General features: G+C 53.3%; 14 protein-coding genes and 1 pseudogene. 8 read left to right on the forward strand and 7 right to left on the reverse strand.

The features are described 5' to 3' along the window. Positions 1-75 precede the first annotated feature (75 nt). From nifJ to CDA56_RS07460, 5 genes are all read left to right on the forward strand, one after another. Positions 76-3603, forward strand: a complete 3528-nt coding sequence (gene nifJ, locus CDA56_RS07435; protein WP_025107972.1) for a pyruvate:ferredoxin (flavodoxin) oxidoreductase — start codon at positions 76-78, stop codon at positions 3601-3603. Positions 3604-3960: 357 nt separating this feature from the next. Next, positions 3961-5067 (forward strand): porin OmpC, encoded by a 1107-nt coding sequence (ompC, locus tag CDA56_RS07445; RefSeq protein ID WP_004850328.1) that lies wholly within the window; start codon positions 3961-3963, stop codon positions 5065-5067. Positions 5068-5220: 153 nt separating this feature from the next. Next, entirely contained in the window at positions 5221-5433 is a 213-nt protein-coding gene (locus CDA56_RS07450) for a KTSC domain-containing protein (protein WP_004850325.1), read from the forward strand. Positions 5434-5515: 82 nt separating this feature from the next. Further along, positions 5516-5950 carry a universal stress protein UspF gene (gene uspF, locus CDA56_RS07455; protein WP_025107975.1) on the forward strand — a complete coding sequence of 145 codons (435 nt, stop codon included), beginning with the start codon at positions 5516-5518 and terminating at the stop codon, positions 5948-5950. 188 nt (positions 5951-6138) lie between these two features. Next, positions 6139-6429, forward strand: coding sequence for a Bor family protein (locus CDA56_RS07460; protein ID WP_014229121.1), 291 nt, complete (start codon positions 6139-6141; stop codon positions 6427-6429). Between the two features lie 398 nt (positions 6430-6827). Here the strand turns inward: CDA56_RS07460 and CDA56_RS07465 are convergent, their stop codons facing one another. Further along, positions 6828-7766 carry an omptin family outer membrane protease gene (locus tag CDA56_RS07465; protein WP_102803605.1) on the reverse strand — a complete coding sequence of 313 codons (939 nt, stop codon included), beginning with the start codon at positions 7764-7766 and terminating at the stop codon, positions 6828-6830. A gap of 337 nt (positions 7767-8103) precedes the next feature. After that, complete coding sequence (locus CDA56_RS30860) at positions 8104-8376, reverse strand: hypothetical protein (RefSeq protein ID WP_102803583.1); 273 nt, start codon at positions 8374-8376, stop codon at positions 8104-8106. Positions 8377-8579: 203 nt separating this feature from the next. Between CDA56_RS30860 and ttcA the strand changes: the two genes are divergently transcribed. Beyond that, positions 8580-9515: a tRNA 2-thiocytidine(32) synthetase TtcA gene (ttcA, locus tag CDA56_RS07480; protein ID WP_025107977.1), complete on the forward strand. Its 936-nt coding sequence runs from the start codon at positions 8580-8582 to the stop codon at positions 9513-9515. Positions 9516-9558: 43 nt separating this feature from the next. Here the strand turns inward: ttcA and dbpA are convergent, their stop codons facing one another. The 4 genes and pseudogenes from dbpA to CDA56_RS07500 all read right to left on the reverse strand — a co-directional run bounded on the left by dbpA (position 9559) and on the right by CDA56_RS07500 (position 13362). Beyond that, positions 9559-10932 (reverse strand): ATP-dependent RNA helicase DbpA, encoded by a 1374-nt coding sequence (gene dbpA, locus CDA56_RS07485; RefSeq protein ID WP_103814225.1) that lies wholly within the window; start codon positions 10930-10932, stop codon positions 9559-9561. Between the two features lie 40 nt (positions 10933-10972). Beyond that, positions 10973-11137: pseudogene (gene ynaL, locus CDA56_RS31500) on the reverse strand (proline-rich small protein YnaL); the annotation flags it as partial. 278 nt (positions 11138-11415) lie between these two features. Further along, positions 11416-12399: a zinc transporter ZntB gene (gene zntB, locus CDA56_RS07495; RefSeq protein WP_004850311.1), complete on the reverse strand. Its 984-nt coding sequence runs from the start codon at positions 12397-12399 to the stop codon at positions 11416-11418. 342 nt (positions 12400-12741) lie between these two features. After that, positions 12742-13362 carry a helix-turn-helix transcriptional regulator gene (locus CDA56_RS07500; protein ID WP_102803585.1) on the reverse strand — a complete coding sequence of 207 codons (621 nt, stop codon included), beginning with the start codon at positions 13360-13362 and terminating at the stop codon, positions 12742-12744. A 616-nt stretch (positions 13363-13978) separates the two neighbouring features. Between CDA56_RS07500 and CDA56_RS07505 the strand changes: the two genes are divergently transcribed. After that, positions 13979-14722, forward strand: coding sequence for a DeoR/GlpR family DNA-binding transcription regulator (locus CDA56_RS07505; protein WP_102803586.1), 744 nt, complete (start codon positions 13979-13981; stop codon positions 14720-14722). Beyond that, complete coding sequence (locus CDA56_RS07510) at positions 14715-15806, forward strand: oxidoreductase (protein WP_170873315.1); 1092 nt, start codon at positions 14715-14717, stop codon at positions 15804-15806. Before CDA56_RS07505 ends, CDA56_RS07510 begins: the two co-directional genes overlap by 8 nt. A gap of 72 nt (positions 15807-15878) precedes the next feature. Here CDA56_RS07510 and umuC read toward each other — a convergent pair whose 3' ends face one another. Next, positions 15879-17162 (reverse strand): translesion error-prone DNA polymerase V subunit UmuC, encoded by a 1284-nt coding sequence (gene umuC / locus CDA56_RS07515; protein WP_277949465.1) that lies wholly within the window; start codon positions 17160-17162, stop codon positions 15879-15881. Positions 17163-17366: the final 204 nt, after the last annotated feature.

Genomic DNA, 17366 nt, shown 5'->3' on the forward strand with positions numbered 1-17366 from the left:
CTCAGCGAGTGCTCAGCGTGTATCAATGGGCATAAAAACTTTTTTTATCAAAAATTTAGCAATGTGAGTATTGATATGATCACTATCGACGGTAATGGCGCGGTTGCTTCAGTCGCGTTTCGCACCAGTGAAGTTATCGCCATCTACCCGATCACGCCCAGCTCCACGATGGCGGAGCAGGCGGACGCCTGGGCGGGCAACGGGCTGAAAAACGTCTGGGGCGATGTCCCCCGCGTCGTCGAAATGCAGTCGGAAGCCGGGGCAATCGGCGCCGTACACGGCGCGCTGCAAACCGGCGCCCTCTCGACCTCTTTTACTTCATCGCAGGGTTTACTGCTGATGATCCCGACGCTGTACAAACTGGCCGGCCAGCTGATGCCGTTTGTTCTGCACGTCGCCGCCCGCACCGTGGCAACCCACGCGCTCTCCATATTCGGCGATCACTCGGACGTCATGGCCGTGCGTCAGACCGGCTGCGCGATGCTCTGCGCCAGCAGCGTCCAGGAAGCCCAGGACTTTGCGCTGATTTCGCATATCGCCACGCTGCAAAGCCGGGTGCCATTTATTCATTTCTTTGATGGTTTCCGCACCTCGCACGAAATCAACAAAATCGCCCCGCTGGCGGACGATACCCTTCTCAGCCTGCTGCCGCAGGATAAAATCGATGAACATCGCCAGCGCGCCCTGAACCCCGAACATCCGGTAATCCGCGGCACCTCAGCGAATCCGGATACCTACTTCCAGTCACGTGAAGCAACTAACCCGTGGTACGACGCGGTTTACGCGCACGTTGAAACGGCGATGAACGATTTTGCCGCCGCCACCGGGCGTCAGTACAAACCGTTTGAGTTCTACGGCCATCCACAAGCCGAGCGCGTTATCGTGATTATGGGCTCCGCAATCGGCACCTGTGAGGAAGTGGTTGATGAACTGCTGAGCCGCGGTGAAAAAGTCGGTGTACTGAAAGTTCGTCTTTACCGCCCCTTCTCCGCAGCCCACCTGCTGGAAGCGCTGCCGGTAAGCGCCCGCGCCGTAGCGGTGCTTGACCGCACCAAGGAACCGGGTGCCCAGGCTGAGCCGCTGTATCTCGACGTGATGACCGCGCTGGCGGAAGCCTTCAACCGCGGCGAGCGAGAAACCCTGCCGCGTACCATTGGCGGCCGCTACGGTCTCTCTTCAAAAGAGTTCGGGCCGGAGTGCGTCCTGGCGATATTCAACGAACTGAGCGCCGCTAAACCCAAGCCGCGCTTTACCGTCGGCATCTACGATGACGTCACCAATCTTTCGCTGCCGCTGGTAGAAAACACGCTGCCGTCGGAGGCGAAGCTGGAAGCCCTGTTTTACGGGCTCGGCAGCGACGGTAGCGTCTCGGCCACCAAAAACAATATCAAGATTATCGGTAACTCGACGCCGTGGTTCTCGCAGGGCTATTTCGTCTATGATTCGAAAAAGGCCGGCGGCCTGACGGTTTCCCATCTGCGCGTTAGCGAGAAGCCGATTCGTTCTTCCTATCTGATTTCACAGGCGGATTTCGTCGGCTGCCACCAGCTGCAGTTTATCGACAAGTATCAGATGGTTGAACGCCTGAAGCCCGGCGGTATTTTCCTGCTCAACACGCCTTACGGCGCCGAAGAGGTCTGGTCGCGTCTGCCGCAGGAAGTCCAGGCTACGCTGAATCAGAAAAAAGCGCGGTTTTATATCGTTAACGCGGCAAAAATCGCCCGCGAGTGTAGCCTTGGAGCGCGTATCAACACCGTCATGCAGATGGCCTTTTTCCATCTGACGCAGATCCTGCCGGGCGATAGCGCGCTGTCGGAGCTGCAGGGGGCGATTGCTAAAAGCTACAGCAGCAAAGGTCAGGAGCTGGTCGAACGCAACTGGCAGGCGCTGGCCCTGGCCCGCGAGTCGCTGGCGGAAGTGCCGCTGCAGCAGGTCGACGCCAACAGCCCGAACCGCCCGCCGGTCGTCTCCGACGCCGCGCCGGATTTCGTCAAAACCGTGACCGCCGCCATGCTGGCCGGGCTCGGCGATGCGCTTCCGGTCTCCGCCCTGCCGCCGGACGGTACCTGGCCGATGGGCACCACCCGCTGGGAAAAACGCAATATCGCCGAAGAGATCCCTATCTGGAAGGAAGAACTTTGCACCCAGTGTAACCACTGCGTGGCCGCCTGCCCGCACTCGGCAATCCGCGCGAAAGTGGTCTCCCCGGACGCGATGGAAAATGCCCCGGCCAGCCTGCATTCTCTGGACGTTAAATCCCGCGATATGCGCGGCCAGAAGTACGTTCTGCAGGTCGCGCCTGAAGATTGCACCGGCTGTAATCTCTGCGTCGAGGTTTGTCCGGCCAAAGACAGGCAGAACCCGGAAATCAAGGCCATCAATATGATGTCGCGCCTTGAACATGTTGAAGAAGAGAAAGTGAATTATGACTACTTCCTCAATCTGCCGGAAATGGACCGCAGCAAGCTGGAGCGTATCGATATCCGCACCTCGCAGCTGATCAGCCCGCTGTTCGAATACTCCGGCGCCTGCTCCGGCTGCGGCGAAACGCCGTATATCAAGCTGCTGACTCAGCTCTACGGCGACCGGATGCTGATTGCCAACGCCACCGGTTGTTCATCGATTTACGGCGGCAACCTGCCTTCCACGCCCTACACCACCGATGCCAACGGCCGCGGGCCGGCGTGGGCTAACTCGCTGTTCGAGGATAACGCCGAGTTTGGTCTCGGTTTCCGCCTCACCGTCGATCAGCACCGTCAGCGCGTAATGCGTCTGCTGTCGCAGTTCGCCGATAAACTTCCGCCCGCGCTTAACGACGCGCTGCACGCGGAAGCAACGCCTGAAGTACGCCGCGAACAGGTGGCCGAGCTGCGTAAGGTTCTGGCAAATGAAGCCGACGCGAAAGAGCTGCTAACCGACGCCGACGCGCTGGTCGAGAAATCGATCTGGCTAATCGGTGGCGATGGCTGGGCCTACGATATCGGCTTCGGCGGTCTTGACCACGTGCTGAGCCTGACCGAAAACGTCAATATTCTGGTGCTCGATACCCAATGCTATTCCAACACCGGCGGCCAGGCATCAAAAGCCACCCCGCTGGGGGCGGTCACCAAGTTTGGCGAACACGGTAAGCGCAAGGCGCGCAAAGACCTCGGCGTCAGCATGATGATGTACGGCCACGTTTACGTCGCGCAGATTTCCCTTGGCGCGCAGCTGAACCAGACGGTAAAAGCGATTCAGGAAGCGGAAGCGTATCCGGGCCCGTCGCTGATTATTGCCTACAGCCCTTGCGAAGAACACGGTTACGATCTGGCGCTGAGCCACGATCAGATGCGTCAGCTGACCGCGACCGGATTCTGGCCGCTGTATCGCTTTGACCCACGTCGCGCCGATGAAGGTAAACTTCCGCTGGCGCTGGACTCCCGTCCGCCGTCAGACGCGCTGGCAGAAACGCTCCTGAACGAGCAGCGCTTCCGCCGCCTTAACGCGCAGCAGCCGGAAGTCGCGGAACAGCTGTGGAAGGATGCGACGGCGGATTTACAAAAACGCTATGACTTCCTTGCCCAGCTGGCCGGTAAGGTGGAAAAACCGGCAACCGAAAGCTAATTTACTGACGTTTTTTTAACCACCCATAAAAAAAGCCCGAATATTCATTCGGGCTTGTCATTTTACCGCTCAATAAAAACCATTCTCAGGAACGGAGGGCAACATAAATTCTTAGATGACAATAAAAGGCATATAACGGGCGGATAATACGATATTAAAATCACCGTGTATAATTTTTATTTTGTATGTATTTCACAAAATCATTCATTATAATTATCACCATTTCAATTGAATTATTTATTTTAGATTTTACTCATATCGTAACAATTGATATTTACCATATCTTAATTTGCTCATTTAGCATGAGTTCACTTCCCAGGAGGAAGCTAAAACAAAAACCGTTAAAGGATTGTCTAAATGAAAAGAAAAGTACTGGCCCTCGTTATCCCGGCATTGTTAGCTGCTGGCGCTGCTCACGCTGCTGAGATTTATAATAAAGACGGAAATAAACTGGACCTCTATGGCAAGGTGGATGGTCTGCATTATTTCTCCGATGATTCATCTAAAGATGGCGATCAATCCTACGTCCGTCTTGGCTTCAAAGGCGAAACTCAGATTAACGATCAGCTGACCGGCTACGGTCAGTGGGAATATAACGTTCAGGCGAACAACACCGAAGGCGCCGACAACCAGTCCTGGACCCGTCTGGCGTTTGCGGGTCTAAAATTCGCTAACTACGGTTCATTCGACTATGGCCGTAACTACGGCGTACTGTACGACGTAGAAGGCTGGACCGATATGCTGCCAGAGTTCGGCGGCGACTCCTACACCCAGGCCGATAACTTTATGACCGGCCGCGCTAACGGCGTAGCGACCTACCGTAACAATGACTTCTTCGGTCTGGTTAACGGCCTGAACTTCGCCCTGCAGTATCAGGGTAAAAATGAAAACGCCGGCAGCGGCGAAGGCACCAACAACGGCGATCGCAGCGTACGTAACGCCAACGGCGACGGTTTTGGTCTGTCAACTTCTTATGATTTCGGTATGGGTATCAGCGCTGCCGCTGCCTACACCTCTTCTGACCGTACCAACGATCAGATGACCCGAACTACCGCACAGGGCGATAAAGCGGAAGCCTGGACTACCGGCCTGAAATACGATGCCAACAATATTTACCTGGCAACCATGTATTCCGAAACCCGCAACATGACGCCATACGGTAACGGCAACGGCGTCGCCAATAAAACCCAGAACTTTGAAGTAACTGCGCAGTATCAGTTCGACTTTGGTCTGCGTCCGGCGGTCTCTTTCCTGATGTCTAAAGGTAAAGATTTGAGCAAAACCGATGGTGACAAAGATCTGGTTAAATATGCTGACATTGGTGCGACTTATTACTTCAACCGTAATATGTCCACCTACGTTGATTACAAAATCAACCTGCTGGACGAAGACGATAGCTTCTATTCCAACAACGGCATCTCTACCGATGACGTGGTTGCTTTAGGCCTGGTTTACCAGTTCTAATCTGCGGGCCCGCTGGCAACTGCGGGCTTTCTCTTCCCCTCCCGGCCATCGACTGCATTCAAAGCAAAACAATATATCAATTGCTTTAAAATAATCGACCGATGAATGTTATATTGCTACCAGGAACCGCCGTAGCCGTAGAGGACGCCCGCCATGCACCATCATCCCGTGAAATCATCCCGTATCCATTCCATCGCCTACGATGAGTCCTCCGGTATTCTTGAAATTCGTTTTCGCGATAACAAAACCCTACAGTATCTCGGCGTCCCGCCGCGCATTTTCCGCGACTTTCTCCAGGTGGTTTCTAAAGGCCGTTTTTACGACGGCGTGATCAAAGGTAAATTTACTGAACGCCGCCGTGCCTGATGGCGAAAGTGTGATTGCGCTCAATGTACAATAATCAACTGGATGGCCTACACTTTAAGTGGTTACTTAAACAGGAGGTTTTATGAACAGAATGATTCTTGTGCCCATCGATATTTCCGATACAGAATTAACCGATCGCGTTATCAAGCATGTTGAAGCTGAAGCCAGAATCGATGATGCCGAGGTGCATTTCCTGACCGTCATTCCCTCCCTTCCCTATTACGCTTCGCTGGGAATGGCTTACACCGCAGAGCTGCCGGCGATGGATGACCTCAAAGCCGAATCGGAATCGCGGCTGAAAGAGATTGTGAAAAAGTTTACTATTCCCGAAGACCGTATCCATTTTCACGTTTCGGAAGGCTCGCCAAAAGATAAAATCCTTGCTATGGCGAAGTCTCTCCCCGCGGATCTGGTGATTATCTCTTCGCACCGTCCCGATATCACCACCTATCTGCTGGGCTCTAACGCCGCCGCCGTTGTCCGCCATGCGGAATGTTCGGTGCTGGTCGTGCGGTAAACCTACTCTGCCCGCCGCTGTGCGGGCTTTTTTTCCGCAATCTGAGCACTGGGCCGTACCCGCAGCATCGCAGATAGGGGAATCATTTACCTGGTACTATAAAAATTAGTACGTTGTGTCTTTTTCATTTTGCTGTATAAAACCTTTGCCCGAACATGGGTATGTTTTACAACAATTATAGGGATGAAATGAAAAAGTTAATTATGGTAGTTTTCGCCGCAGCCGCTATTTCTGGTTGCGCCCAGCAGAGCTTCTCGGTAAATCCTGGCGTCACCGTTCAACCTCAGCAGGTCACCACTCACCACTTCTTTGTCAGCGGCATTGGCCAGTCGAAGCAAATTGATGCTGCCAAAGTCTGCGGCGGCGCCGACAAAGTAGTCCGTACTGAAGTGCAGCAGACTTTTGTCAACGGCCTGCTGGGTTTTGTCACCCTGGGTATTTATACTCCGCGTGAAGCGCGCGTCTATTGCGCTAAATAATTGCCGGCGGCAGGCATCATCATTGCCTGCCCATTTCCCTTTCGGTTCAATTGCCTTCTCTTTGCCCGGACAAACTCATCTTTTCGCGCCCCTACCTGAAGGTTACCTGATGCATTCGTGAATCGTATCTTTGTTCGTGGCGGATTTTGCGCCACAGGTAGAGCATACGAGGAGATAAATGAAATGCCGGCACACGAGGATAAGCGCCTTGCATTTACCTTCGGTTTTTAGCAATTCCTGGGCGATCCCTTTGTGCTTGCCACAATCCATCCTCTGAAGCATTGGGTGATATGGCCGTGGATAATGGAGTGCCCTCAGAGCGGGAGACACTCCATACTGATTATCGCGCGCTCCGGGATTAGCGAGTTTTGCTTGCTATATCCACGGGCGGTAATGATTTAGAATCGATATTGAAGTCCGGCTGTGATGGTAAAGTTTTTATTTGCAATGCCGGCAGCATCTCCCCCAATTGAAGCTGATTCACCGCTATAGGTATCAATAATCTGAGTGCCTCCCTTACCCTCTTCATATTTACTATAGGTGAATTCAGTAAAAACTTTGGCATGAGGCGTGATGTAATACCCGGCATCAACCGATGTACCATAATAACGCGAATTAGTTGATTTCTCACGAAAGGTCAACTCACGCATATAGTGTTCGTCGTTATCATGAGCTCTGACCCAATCACTGAATTTAAACAAGGCATTAAACTCAAAGTCATTGATACGATATTGACCCGCGAGACCGATATAGGGCATGGAGAATCTCTGGCTGTATCCTATCCCACGCTCACCGGTCGGAAAATTGCCAGTCGTCGCACCGTTATCATAATTGTAAGAACCTCCGGTAGCCGTCCAGCTGAAACGCGTTTCCTGATAACCCGCAATTACGCCCGCTTTATAATTGTCGTCCTGGAAAAGCCAGCCCTGCACGCTGAGATCGTATTCATTGGCATAATTGACATTGGTGCTGGGATGAGATGAATGATCTGTCCAACCGGACTGGTTATCGTTCATCCAGTCATAGTCATCCATATGTCCTGAGCCTGAAGCCAACGACGTCCAGCCGCGGGCGGTCAGCGTCAAAAAGGAGTAGGCATCCCATGAGATATCACCTTTCACAATGGCGACATTCTTTATTTTCCAGTCAAGTTGACTGACCTTTCGCCCCGTATCCGCGTCATAAACTCTCTCCTGTGATTTCCCACTCAGCATCCCTGCAGACGTCGATACAGTAAAATTTTCCGCAGAAAAATTTGGGCTTAGCTGCATTGACTCGGCATAAGCTGATCCTGAAAGAGTCGCTATCATCATTACTGCAACGGTACTTTTTTTCATTTTTATTCCCATAATCAAAGTTAATCCATAAGTTGCAGTGAAAGTTTAAATCTCATAAAAACATCAGGCAACTGTCAATTTTTGTAATTGCCTTATTCATAATCCGAGAAATAAGAGTGTGGGCTGGATAAGCGCTTCGTTTTGCAAGGAAAAACCCCATTGAGCAGGCACATATTCAGATTATTATCAGGAAAAAATCTAACTGCTCTGGCGTTGTAGGGAATCAGTGTGCATCAGGTTATTTTTACTCAAACTTTACCGCTGTTATTCACCTGCGCCAAATACCTTCGCTGTGTAATTATCAGGATGTAAATAATTATATCGCGATCCTGGCGGATTATGGCAAAAGCAGGAACAAGGCCCCTGCTTTAAAAAAAAGCGAGGTACCTTGCCAACGCTTTTTGATTATCGCGAACAATAAATTCTCGCACCCTTTTACCAGATACACTCCATCACCGGGCGTGCGACGCTGGCGAGCCTGAAAACGACGTTTGTCTTTCTGCCCGGAGGGGGGATTGAGGCCAAAACTCGCCGCACTATCGTTAGCAGATGGAAAGCCGCCGTAAAACGCGCTGGCATTCGTCGTCGGAATCCGTACCATACGCGACATACTTTTGCCTGCTGGCTGCTGTAAGCCGGTGCTAACCATTGTTAACCAGATGGGGCATGAAAACGCAATAAATGGTGTTCAAAGTCGACAGTACAGGGATGGATGAAATGAACGGCGATCGGCTATCAATGCCTGACGCCGGGCTTGCACCGTGAAGTTAACTTTGCCCCTTACATGCCTTTTCGTTTCAGAGAACGTTTATAATGCTTGATAATCAGCAAGTTACAAAGAAAGAAAAATACAATATCGACAAATTGCAGAAGCGCCTGCGCCGTAACGTCGGCGAGGCGATCGCTGATTTTAATATGATTGAAGAAGGCGACCGCATCATGGTTTGCCTCTCCGGCGGTAAAGACAGCTACACCATGCTGGAGATTTTGCGCAACTTGCAGAAAAGCGCGCCAATTTCCTTCTCCCTGGTGGCGGTCAACCTCGATCAAAAACAGCCGGGCTTCCCCGAACATATCCTGCCGGAATATCTTGAGCAGCTGGGCGTTGAATACAAGATTGTTGAAGAAAATACCTACGGCATTGTTAAAGAAAAAATCCCGGAAGGTAAAACCACCTGCTCGCTCTGCTCACGTCTGCGCCGCGGCATTCTTTACCGTACAGCTTCTGAACTGGGCGCGACCAAAATTGCCCTCGGCCACCACCGCGACGACATCCTGCAGACTCTGTTTCTGAATATGTTCTACGGCGGGAAGATGAAAGGGATGCCGCCGAAGCTGATGAGCGATGACGGTAAACATATCGTGATTCGCCCGCTGGCCTACTGCCGGGAAAAAGATATTGAGCGTTTCTCCCAGGCGAAAGGTTTTCCGATTATTCCGTGCAACCTGTGCGGCTCGCAGCCCAACCTCCAGCGCCAGGTGATTGCCGACATGCTGCGCGACTGGGACAAACGCTATCCAGGGCGCATCGAAACGATGTTTAGCGCGATGCAGAACGTGGTGCCTTCCCATCTCAGCGACGTCAATCTGTTCGACTTTAAAGGCATTCAGCACGGCTCTGCGGTCGTTGACGGCGGCGATCTGGCGTTCGATCGTGAAGAGATTCCGATGCAGCCGGCCGGCTGGCAGCCGGATGAAGATGACGCGCAGCTGGATGAGCTGCGCCTGAACGTTGTGGAAGTAAAATAACGCCTTTGCGTCTCAGGCACGCGCCTGAGACGCCTTTCCGCACTTATTTCAGCAAACGAACCCGGCAGGCTTTACCTTTAATTTTCCCGTTTTGTAGCTGCTTAAACGCTTTATGCGCGACGCCCTGACGCACGGCAACGTAGACATGCGCCGGATGAACGGCGATCTTACCGATATCGGCACCCTCAAGACCGATATCACCGGTCAATGCCCCCAGCACATCGCCCGCGCGCATCTTCGCTTTTTTGCCGCCATCAATGCATAGCGTGGCCATCTCTGCCTGCAGTGGCACAACGCTGCTATTCGTCGGCCCACTCATCCAGTTGAGCTTCATTTGCAGCATTTCGGCAAGGATATTTGCGCGCTGCGCCTCTTCCGGCGCGCAGAGGCTAATCGCCAGGCCGCTTTCACCGGCGCGGGCGGTACGACCAATACGGTGTACGTGAACCTCCGGATCCCAGGCCAGTTCATAGTTCACCACCAGCTCAAGCGACTTGATATCTAACCCGCGCGCAGCAACATCGGTCGCCACCAGCACGCGCGCGCTCCCGTTAGCAAAGCGCACCAGCGTCTGGTCGCGATCGCGCTGTTCAAGGTCGCCATGCAGCGACAGCGCGCTTTGCCCGGCGGCGTTTAGCGAGTCGCAGACGGCCTGACAATCTTTTTTGGTGTTGCAGAACACCACGCAGGAGGCAGGCTGATGCTGGCTCAACAGCTTTTGCAGCAGCGCGATTTTGCCGTGTTGCGAGGTTTCAAAAAACTGCTGCTCGATAGCCGGCAGTGCATCAACGGCGTCAATTTCAATAGCCTGCGGGTTGTTTTGTACGCGGCCGCTGATTGCCGCTATCGCTTCCGGCCATGTAGCGGAAAACAGCAGCGTCTGGCGCGAAGCCGGCGCAAAGCGGATCACTTCATCAATGGCATCGTTAAAGCCCATATCCAGCATGCGGTCCGCTTCGTCCATCACCAGCGTTTGTAGGGCATCTAACGATAAGGTGCCCTTTTGCAGGTGATCGAGCAACCGCCCCGGCGTAGCAACGATAATATGCGGCGCATGCTGTAGCGAATCGCGCTGGGCGCCAAAGGGCTGGCCGCCGCAGAGGGTTAAAATTTTGATATTCGCCATGAAGCGCGCCAGCCGACGCAGCTCGCCGGCGACCTGATCCGCCAGCTCGCGGGTTGGGCACAGCACCAGCGACTGCGTCTGGAACAGCGAGGCGTCAACGTGCTGAAGTAGCCCGAGGCCGAATGCCGCCGTTTTACCGCTGCCGGTTTTTGCCTGCACGCGGACATCTTTACCCGCAAGAATCGCCGGCAAAGCCGCGGCCTGAACCGGGGTCATCGAAAGATACCCCAGTTCATTCAGGTTAGTTAGCTGGGCGGCGGGCAAAACATTCAGAGTTGAAAAAGCGGTCACAATTATTTCTCGCATTACATTTAGGGGCGGACAATCTGCTGGCGCGTATCGTCGCAGATCTCCGCTCCCGATGCGACAATTTAATCGGCTCATCATCAGGCGGCGGGTCGGGTAACGGGCGCGGGCGAGGTTTGGGATCGTGGACCGGTACCGGATCGTTGGGTTCCGGCGGAATGGGAATTGAGTTCAGCTGTTTATTACGCATATTGACTCCCGGTTGTGGGCGGGTACACCCGTTAAGCGTAGAAGCTGAGAAACAGAGCGCAAAAAAAAAGCCGACTCATTAAAGTCGGCGTCGTACGAATCAATTGTGCTATGCAGTAATTCAAAAAAGGAAGTAAGACAATATGGAGCGCAACGCCCATCGCTTGACGTTGCATTCACCTGCGAGAGAGATATTGCCCTGAATGGGTAGATGGTTTATTGATTTCGCTCAAACATTGCCGGGTTTTCACCATCATCATCGCGACAAAAGACGATTCTTTACAGCCATTTACTACGATGCAACCACCATGTAACACCCCCAATGAGAACGACTAACATTAGGCAGAAAATGGCAAAACCCATATGCCAGCTATTGCCGGGAATGCCGCCGAGGTTGACGCCAAAGAGACCGGTTAAAAAGGTACTGGGCAGAAAAACCATGGCCATCAACGACATCGTATAGGTTCTTCGCGATAGCGACTCCTGCATAATCTGCGCGATCTCATCGCTCATAATCGCCGTGCGGGCGATGCAGCTATCAATCTCATCCAGACCTCGCCCCAGACGTTCGGCAATGTCCTGCATCCGGCGCCGATGATCGTCCGTCATCCACGGCAGACGCTCGCTGGCTAATCTGGCATACACATCGCGCTGCGGCGCCATATAGCGGCGCATGACGATAAGCTGTTTACGCAACAGCGCCAGGAAACCGCGCGGCGGAACCTGCTGATCCAATAAATCATCTTCCAGATCGATAATCCGGTCGTGAAGCTGCTCGATAAACTCGCTGGCGTGATCGGTCAGCGCATCGCAGACCTCCACCAGCCAGCCGCCGCCGTCAACCGGACCGTTGCCCTCGCGCAAATCGCCGAGTACATCGTCGAGCGCCAGGACTTTGCGCTGCCGGGTGGAGACAATCAAGCGCTCATCCATATAAAGACGCATCGCGACCAGCTGGTCCGGGCGCTCATCGGTACTGCCATTGATGCAGCGCAGCGTGATTAACGCCCCATCGCCAATCCTCGTCACTCGCGGACGAGTGCTCTCCCCGGCCAACGCGTCACGCACGTTATTGGGCAGCAGCGGCGTCGATGCCAGCCATTCCGCGCTATCCACATGGGTATAGTTGAGATGCAGCCAACAAGGATGCTCTTTATCAATGGTGTCACTGTCGACCAACGGCTTTACGCCGCCCTGCCCGTCGAACACCCAGGCAAAAACGGCATCCGGCACGTTCAGTTCCGATCCCTTAATGGCGTCCACTGGACCTCCGTTAACTCATGCACATTTCCGTAGTCTAGCCTTACGCGACGGTTACGCAAGAGCTAATCAGGGCATGCTGCTGAATTCACTGGCGAAAAGCGGGAGGGCTGAAAAAAAGAACCCGCCGGCGGCGGGTTGCTGATGAACTTTGCAATACGGTGTCTAACCTGCATTATCACCTGCCGCCAGACGCTGGGCTGACGGGAAGGCAGGCTAGCAGGAGCCGTTCATTTTTTCTCTTCTGCGTATTGACGAGCGTTGTCATGCAAATTGGTACACATTGCTTTTTCCTCCATTTTAGTAAGCAAAATAAGAATAGAGCGATCTTGCCGGTTTGCAAGTTTAAGAATTATCTTTCGCAACCCAGCGTGCGTTATCCAGATGACGCAGCAATAGTACGAGGTCTAAATCATTGCGTAGATCGAATTTAGACATAATAAGACGCTTGTGGGCAAAAACCGTTTTATTGCAAAGCGATAGCTTTCTGGCAATCGTGTTCACCGTTAACCCCTGATAAATTGCCGCCGCGATGATTCTCTGCTGCGGGGAAAGCGTCCTCTGCGGGCAACTATCGCACCGGAGCGCCAGCTTTTCTTTTGCTGACGGAGGCGTCAGAACCCATGAAAGTTTAATTTTCGCAATAACCTGAGAGAGCTTCTCATCGCGCCCAACAAAAACTATCTCCTTCAAGCAGAGCGGCAAAGCGCCTCTCCCTCGATGATTTAGCCTGGCAACCACGCCGATCAGCAATCCCGGTTTACGATTTAACAACTCTGGATGACATACGAACTCTTCTCCGCGACATAAATCCAGTACGACGACGTCTGCATCACGCACGAGCTCTTCGTTAAGCGATGCGGTGACCTGTGTAGAGAACGAGTATTCCGGGAAGAGCGCTTGCAATAAAAAATGAAATCCCAAATTAAAGAACTGGTTATTATTTTTAATAACAATATTCAACATCGATTTAGCCTGCTGACGAAAGTAAATCAAGTATTATCCAGATAGCTAACGATACGCACAGTACAGCTATCGTCGTTTTAAAAAACACGATATAAATAAACATTATTTTTTGACCTGAGAACGGGCACTCAACGAACTTTAAGTAAAATAGCTATCTGGCGTGACGGGCATTCCCCTCACCAATTAACTTCGAGGTGCCCATCCGGGATTAATATTTTCAGCATTCAACCCAAACGGAAATAGTGAGAAAACGTCATGCCATCCATATGAATTATATTTCTGCCAACCGGACCGTCGCCAGCAAGTCCAGCTCACGACGAAGCGCTAGCAAAAACCAGCGCTATCGCTGCTGATAGTGAATTTTGATATAAACACACTCATTAACTCAAGTTATTTCTCGGTATCATTTTAGACTATTCATCTCTTGTCTTTTTCTGCAATCCCGACTTATCGCCTCGACGTCACGTGGATTCAAACGGTGATTTCAGCCCTTGATCGAGCCATCCCGTATAAAAGTCTTCATTAACTCATCCCCGCGGCCGCGCGTTGTGAAGATTTCTTTTTCCGCAAAATGCTGTATTATGCAAGTTATTGCAGCATTTTGCGGGTTCAAACGATGCATAAAACGGCCAGGCAAAAATATCTCATTGAGATCCTTAGTGAAAAAGGCCAGATCACGATCAGTGAGCTGGTAGACAGACTGCAGGTTTCTGCAGATACGCTGCGCCGCGATCTTAGCGACCTCGAAAAACAGGGGCTCGCCCAGAAAAACCACGGCGGCGCTATCGCGCTCAATCTCTCCGCCATGAATCGGCAGAACAGGAACACCCTGCTACCGGATACCAAGAAGCGCTTAGGTAAAATGGTGGCGGAGAAGATCCCCGGCGGATCCACGCTGTTTCTTGACGCCGGGAGCACCGTGCTGGCTGTCGCCACCCAGATACAGGGTCCAATGACGGTCATCACCCCCTCTTTAGATATTGCCCAGCACTTCAGCACCCGTGCGGATATTCAGCTTATTTTGCTGGGGGGGAAATGGGATATGCAGCAGCGCCTGTTTACCGGTAGCGCTACGGTTTCGCTGCTGGAACGCTATCGGGCGGATATCGCTGTTCTCGGCACCTGCGCGCTCCACGCCGACCTCGGCCTCAGCGCCAGTCAGGAGGCGGATGCTGAAGTCAAGCGCGCCATGCTGGCGGCCAGCGCGGAACATTGGCTGGTGGCCGATCATATGAAACTGAATCACTGCGAACCCTGGCTGGTTGCCGGACTCGCCGACATCCATCAGCTCTTCCTCGATCGCCCCTGGGACGAACTGAAGGATAACGACTCAATACAGCTCCATATCGCTGATGCTTAATAACGCGGAGATGCTTATGACTACCGGTAAGAACATTAATATTGCCCTGATTGGCTACGGCTTCGTCGGCAAAACTTTTCACGCCCCGCTGATCCAGTCCGTCGACGGCCTGAATCTGGCGATTGTCGCCTCGCGTGATGAAGAGAAAGTGAAACGTGACCTGCCAGACGTCACCGTCATCGCATCGCCTGAAGAGGCCATCCAGCATCCGGATGTCGATCTGGTGGTTATCGCCTCTCCTAACGCAACCCATGCTCCGCTTGCCCGTCTGGCTTTACACGCCGGCAAGCACGTCGTCGTCGACAAACCCTTTACCCTCGATATGCAGGAGGCTCGCGAACTGATTGCCCTCGCGGAAGAGAAACAGCGGGTGCTGTCGGTATTCCATAACCGCCGCTGGGACAGCGATTATCTGGGCGTGAAGCAGGTTATCGAACAGGGGCTCATCGGCAAAGTTAAACATTTTGAATCCCATTTCGACCGATTCCGCCCGGAAGTACGCGTCCGCTGGCGGGAGCAGAACGTACCGGGCAGCGGCCTGTGGTTTGATTTAGGTCCGCATCTGATCGACCAGACGCTGCAGCTGTTCGGCCTGCCGCAGTCGGTGCAGGGAAATATCGCCACCCTGCGTGAAGGCGCGGAAATCAACGACTGGGCGCACGTGGTGCTGAACTATCCGCAGCACAAAGTGGTTCTGCACTGCAGCATGCTGGTCGCGGGCGGCGTATCCCGCTTTACCGTCCATGGTGATAAAGGTAGCGTCGTCAAACAACGCGCTGACCAGCAGGAGAGCCAGCTGCTGGCGGGCGTGGTCCCGGGCAGCGAAAGCTGGGGCGAAGATGACGATAGCCTGGCGGTGTTTGATGCCAACCTGCGCGCCAGTGAAATCAGCGCGCCACGAGGCGATCAGCGGCAGTACTATATTCACGTCCGCGATGCGCTGACCGGCAAAATCAGCAACCCGGTATCGCCCTTAGAAGCGCTCGCCGTCATGGCGGTACTGGAAGCCGCAGCGCAGTCTGCCGAAAGCGGAACAACGCAAACTTTAGCGCTGACCGCCGATGAACTGGCGGGCCTGCAATAAGCGCTGCGCGATATGTTTGACGGTTTGTCGTCCGGAGCGCCGCTCCGGATAACCACTCCCTTTCATACCAGCCTACAATTTCACCCGCAGCAAATCGCTGAATCGGGTGGTGTAGGCTGGCGACAGCATATGCCGTTTCATCTCCCAGCTGCGCTCGATTCCCTGCCCGGCAAACCAGAGCTGGCCTTTTTCACGTCGGTTCACTAAATCAAGCACCGTCATCAGCTGTTCGCTATTCGCTCGCGGCTGATAGTCGTCAAACAGGCCTAACTGCGCCACTCCCTGGCTAAAGAAATCGCCCAGCATCACGCCACACTTTTGATATCGGCATCCCTCCCGCCAGATAGTATCCAGGCATTTTAGCGCCGCAGCGACGATATCCCGGCTATCCTGCGTCGGGATGTGGATTTTCGTGCCGGCGTCTTTGCTGTAATAGACTTCATGACCCGCAAACGGACTGGTCTTCACAAAGACCGAAACATAGCGGCAGTACTGGTGCTCCGCGCGCAGCTTCTCGGCGGCGCGGACCGCATGGCTGCAGACGGCTTCGCGCATCGCCCCGTATTCAATCACCTTCTGACTAAAGGAACGCGAGCAGATAATTTGCTGTTTAGTCGGCATATACTCTTCCAGTTCAAGACACGGCTCGCCTCTCAGCTCCCGCACGGTGCGCTCCATTACAACGCTGAAATGTTTTCTGATCAGCGGAGCGGGCGTCTCGGCCAGCTGAAGAGCCGTCGTAATCCCCATGTCATTGAGCTTTTTCGCAATGCGTCGCCCCACTCCCCAGATTTCACCGACGGCAACCTTCTCCAGCAGTTTTCTCTGCCTGGCCGGCAATGAGAGATCGACAACGCCCTCGAATTTTGGCCACCTTTTGGCCGCATAATTCGCCAGCTTGGCCAGGGTTTTCGTCGGCCCGATCCCGACCCCTACCGTCAAGCCGGTACTCTGGAGTAATGTACTACGCACGTGGCGACCAAATGCCTCAAGCTCCTCAGAACGATGGATCCCGGTCAAATTTACGAACGCTTCATCAATGGAATATTGATACACCGCGGGCGCCAGTTCTTCGAGAATCGTCATGACGCGATGGGACATATCGCCATAAAGGGCATAGTTGCTGCTAAACACCGCTACCTGATGACGTTCAAACTGTGATTTCACTTTGAAATACGGCGCGCCCATTGGAATTTCCAGCAGTTTCGCCTCGTGGTTTCTGGCGATGACGCAGCCATCGTTATTGCTTAACACCACCACCGGATGCCCGCGTAAGTCAGGGCGAAAGGCTATTTCACAGCTGGCGTAAAATGAATTCACATCGACAGTAATAATGCCGATGTCAGTCTTTACCACCACTTAGTTTGCCGTTTAACCAGATTGGTGTGATTACTGATGCAGTGAAGACCTTCCCGCATCCTGACTCACACAGCGATCGACCTTTTGTGTCCTGCCCTGGACCCGTCGGTTGCCGGAAGCGCCTTCATGCGAGGCATCTCCTCACCGATGCGCGTGACTCAAGAAGGGCCTGACGGCTTGTCTCGTTACTGTCCTGTCCGG

This window comes from Klebsiella michiganensis, assembly GCF_002925905.1.
GTDB lineage: Bacteria > Pseudomonadota > Gammaproteobacteria > Enterobacterales > Enterobacteriaceae > Klebsiella > Klebsiella michiganensis.